The 4,930-nt window shown below is 74.4% G+C and carries 2 protein-coding genes; both read left to right on the top strand.

All coding sequences use genetic code 11. The features are described from left to right. Nucleotides 1–4,614, top strand: a 4,614-nt coding sequence (locus M8J73_RS44365; protein WP_372504111.1) for a type I polyketide synthase, incomplete at its 5' end; no start/stop codon positions are given. Between the two features lie 116 nt (nt 4,615–4,730). Continuing rightward, nucleotides 4,731–4,930 (top strand): beta-ketoacyl synthase N-terminal-like domain-containing protein (locus tag M8J73_RS44360; protein ID WP_249829920.1); only part of this gene is annotated, 200 nt, incomplete at its 3' end.

The raw sequence follows: 4,930 nt of genomic DNA, 5'->3' as shown, positions 1-4,930 counted from the left end.
GCGGCGTTGTCGTCGGCGGGTGTGACCGCTGCCGAGGTGGATGTGGTGGAGGCGCATGGCACGGGGACGCGGTTGGGTGATCCGATCGAGGCGCAGGCGTTGCTTGCGACGTATGGGCGGGAGCGGCCAGCCGAACGGCCGCTCTGGCTGGGGTCGTTGAAGTCGAACATCGGGCATGCTCAGGCGGCTGCCGGAGTGGCCGGTGTGATCAAGATGGTGATGGCACTTCAACGGCGCGCGCTGCCCAGGACGTTGCACGTCGACGAGCCGACACCGCTGGTGGACTGGGCTTCGGGTGGGGTCGAGTTGCTGACCGAGCAGCGGGAATGGGAGGCGGTCGAGGGCCGTCCGCGCCGGGCGGGGGTGTCCTCGTTCGGGATCAGTGGTACCAACGCCCACCTCATCCTGGAGGAAGCGCCCCCCGCCCCCGAACCGGAAGCGACCCCCGTCCCCGAACCGGAAGCCACCCCCGAGCCGTCGCCCGGAACGGTCCTGTGGCCGTTGTCCGGCCGGACCGAGCAGGCTCTGCGCGCGCAGGCGCGGCGGTTACGTGAGCATCTGAGCGTGAAGCCCCGGGCGGAACTCGCCGACGTGGGCTTCTCGCTGGCCACCACGCGCGCCGCGCTGGAGCACCGGGCGGTGCTGGTCGGCGACGACCCGGAGCGGATGCTCATGGATCTGGCGGCGCTCGCGGACGGCGACCGACCGTCCCGTGTGCCGTACGGCGTGCCAAGCGGCGGGAAGACAGCCTTCCTCTTCACCGGGCAGGGCAGCCAGCGCGTCGGCATGGGGCGTGAACTCCACGCGCGGTTCCCGGTGTTCGCCGAGGCACTGGACGAGGTCTTCGAGGCGTTCGGCGACCGCCTCGGGCGGCCGCTGCGCGAGGTCGTCCTCGCCGGGGCGGACTCCCCGGACGCCGCCCTGCTGGACCGGACCGTGTTCACCCAGTCCGGGCTGTTCGCCGTCGAGGTGGCCCTCTTCCGGCTCGTCGAACACTTCGGAATACGGCCGGACCGGGTGGCCGGACACTCCGTCGGCGAACTGGCGGCGGCTCACGCCGTGGGGATGCTGTCGCTGCCGGACGCGGTGACTCTGGTCGCCGAGCGCGGCCGTCTCATGGAGGCGCTGCCCGAGGGCGGCGCGATGGTCTCGGTCCGGGCACCGGAGGAGGAGGTCGCCGAACTGCTGCGCGGCCGACAGACGCGGGTGGCGATCGCCGCCGTCAACGGCCCGCTCTCCTGCGTACTCTCCGGCGACGAGGACGCGGTCGTGGAGATCGCCGGTGAGCTGTCGGCGCGCGGTCGCCGGACCAGGCGGCTGCGGGTCAGCCACGCCTTTCACTCGCCCCGCATGGATCCCATGCTGGACGAGTTCCGCCGGGTGGCTCAGGGGCTCGACCTGTCGGCGCCCGCCGTACCGCTGCTGTCGGACATGACGGCACAGCCCGTCACGGGGTCGGCCGACGGCAGCCCGGCCGACGCGGACTATTGGGCGCGCCACGTCCGGGAGACGGTGCGGTTCGCCGATGTCGTACGCGCTCTGCGGGCGGACGGAGTGACGACGTTCGTCGAGATCGGACCGGACGCCGTACTGACCGCCATGGGCCGCGACTGTCTCCCCGACGACGAGGCCGAGGACGCCCAGGTGGAGTTCGTCCCCCTGCTGCGGCGTGACCACCCTGAGGAGCGGACCCTCGCGGAGGGACTCGCCCGGCTCCACGTCCGAGGCGTCGGCCCCGACTGGGCGGCGGTGTTCGCCGGCACGGGCGCCTCCCGCGTCGACCTGCCCACGTACGCCTTCCAGCGCAGGCGCTACTGGCCGAGCGCCGGACCGGTCACCGCCGGGGACGCTCCCGCGCTCGGGCTCGGTACCGGCGGACATCCCCTGCTCGGTGCCGCGGTGCGACCCGCGGACTCCGACACACTGGTGCTCACCGGGCGGCTGTCCCTGGACACCCATCCCTGGCTCGCCGACCACACCGTCCTCGGCACCGTTCTCTTCCCCGGCGCGGGGCTCGTGGAACTGGCCCTGCACGCCGCCCGCCGCACCGGCTGCGACCTGCTGGAGGAGCTGACCCTGCAAGCGCCGCTGCGACTCCCGGACGAAGGAGCCGTCGAGCTCCAGGTCCAGGTGGCGGGGGCCGACTCCGACGGGCGGCGGTCCGTCACCGTGCACACCCGGCCCGCGGCGGCCCCGGCCCGCGACCAGGAGAACGGCGAGACGGACGGCGGCGACTGGACGCTGCACGCCGCCGGGGTGCTCGCCCCGGCCGCCGGGGCGGAGGCCGACGCCGACCACTTCGCGAACTGGCCGCCCGACGCCGAAGCGGTGGACCTGACCGAGTGGTACGACGCGCTCGCCGCGCAGGGCTTCGGCTACGGCCCCGCCTTCCGCGGGCTGCGTGCCGCGTGGCGACGCGGCACGGAGGTCTTCGCCGAACTCGCCCTCCCCGAGGAACAGGCCACCGCCGCGACCGGGTACGGACTGCACCCCGCGCTGCTCGACGCCGCACTGCACGCCATCGAACTGGGCGCGCTGCCCGGCGGCGACGAGACCCGGCTGCCCTTCGCATGGAGCGGGGTACGCCTGGACACGGCCGGGGCCACCGCGGCACGCGTCCGGCTGGCACCCGCCGGACCCGACGCGGTCACCCTCGCCTTCGCCGACGCGGCGGGTCGTACGGTGGCGTCGGTGGGCACGCTGTCGCGGCGGCCGGTCTCCGCCGAGCGGCTCCGCGCGGCACCGAGCGGGGGACGCGACCCGCTGTACCGGGTGGAGTGGACTGTGCTGCCCGGCATCGCCGGTCCGGGCTCCGGTGCGATCCCCGAGCGGTGGGCGGTCGTCGGCGACGCGGCCGACGCGGCCCGCATGGCCGAAACGCCGACGGCCGCCGGTGCCGATGTCCGCACCCATCCGGACCTTCCGGCGCTCGCCGAGGACATCGACCGTACGGCGGACGTCCCGGCCGTCGTCCTGGCACCGCTGACCGGCTCCTCCCCGGACGGTACGGACACGGCACGGGCCGCCGGGCGTGCGCTGGCCCTGGCCCAGGGCTGGCTGGCCGACGAGCGTTTCGCCGCCTCCCGTCTGGTCGTCGTCACCCGGGGCGCGGTCGCCGCGGGGCCCGACGAGGACGTGTCCGACCTCGCGCACAGCGCTGTCTGGGGGCTCGTCCGCTCGGCACAGACCGAGCACCCCGACCGGATCACCCTGCTCGACCTCGACGACGAACCCGCCTCACGGCGGGTCGTGGCGGCGGCCTTCGCCGCCGCGGAGGCCTCGGGCGAAGCCCAACTCGCCGTCCGCGCCGGGCGCGTACTCGTCCCCCGAATGACACGTGCCACGACGCCCGTGCCCCCCGGGCCCGGTGAGGGGCCGTGGCCGGCGGACGGCACCGTACTGATCACCGGCGCGACCGGCGCCCTGGGCGCCGCCGTGGCCCGCCACCTGGTCACCGAGCACGGCGTACGCGATCTGCTGCTCGTCGGCCGACGCGGCGACGCCGCCCCCGGTGCCGTCGAACTCCAGCAGGAACTGGGCGAGTTGGGGGCCAGGGCCACCCTCGCCGCCTGCGACGTCGCCGACCGTGCGGCGCTCGCGGCACTGCTCGCCACGGTGCCCGCCGACCGTCCGCTGACGGCCGTCGTCCACGCCGCCGGTGTCCTGGACGACCGCGTCTTCGACGCCCTCACCCCCGAGAGCCTAGAAGCGGTCCTCCGACCGAAGGCAGAGGCCGCCCGGCACCTCAGCGACCTCACCCGCGATCTCGACCTGGCCGCCTTCGTCCTCTTCTCCTCCGTGCAGGGCCTGCTCGGCGGCGCGGGACAGGCCAACTACGCGGCGGCCAACACCTACCTGGACGCCCTGGCACAGCAACGGCGGGCCGACGGTCTCGTGGCCACCTCACTGGCCTGGGGCCCGTGGGCGGAGGGCGGCATGGCCGCCGGACTCGGCGAGACCGACCGCCGCCGGTTCGCCCGGGTGGGCATCCACGCCCTCACCCCCGGCCAGGGCCTGCGGCTCCTCGACGCGGCGCTGGCCTCCGCCGACGCCTGCCCGGTGCCGCTCGCCCTCGACACCGCCGCACTACGGGCCGCCGGCACCGGCGTACCGCCGTTGCTGCGCGAGCTCGTCCCGGCGCGCAACCGCGAAGCGGCGGGCCCCGGCCCGAGCACATCCGGCGAGGCGCCGGGCGCCCGGCTCGTGGCCCGGCTCGTCGAACTCGACGCCGCCGCCCAGGAGAAGCAGCTCCTCGCCCTGGTGCGGACCGAGGTCGCCGCCGTCCTGAACTACGACCGCGCGGACACGGTCGACGCGCGCCGGAGCTTCAAGGAACTCGGCGCCGACTCCCTCAGCGCCGTGGAACTGCGCAACCGGCTCGGCAGGGCGACCGGACTACGGCTGTCCGCGACCGTCGTCTTCGACCATCCGACCCCCACCGCACTGGCCGGACGGCTACGGGCCGAACTCTTCCCGGACCGGGCAGACGACACCGTCCCCGACGGACCGGATCACGCGGCCGACGCGGAGGAACTGGCCGCCGAGGAAGAACTGATCGACGCCATGGATGTGGCGGAACTGGTCCGGATGGCCCGCGAAGGCATCGAGTCCTGAACAGCACTGGGAGAAGAAAGCTCATGACCCGAACGCCGTCGTCCTCGTCACCTTCTTCGTCAGCTTCCTCGCAGTCCCCTGCGGCCTCCCCTTCGTCCTCCTCCGACACGACCGTCGTGGAGGCGCTCAGGGACGCCCTCAAGGAAACCGCCCGGCTGCGCCGCGAGAACCGGCAACTCCAGGCGGGTGTGGGGGAGCCGGTGGCGGTGGTGGGGATGGCGTGTCGGTTGCCGGGTGGGGTGGTGTCGCCTGCGGGGTTGTGGGAGTTGGTGGCTGAGGGTCGGGACGGTGTGTCGGGGTTTCCGGTGGACCGGGG

Origin of the sequence: Streptomyces neyagawaensis (assembly GCF_023516595.1) — a bacterium.
GTDB classification, from domain to species: Bacteria; Actinomycetota; Actinomycetes; order Streptomycetales; family Streptomycetaceae; genus Streptomyces; species Streptomyces neyagawaensis.
Note: the sequence above shows the minus strand (reverse complement) of the source record. Positions and strands in the feature narration are given on the sequence as shown.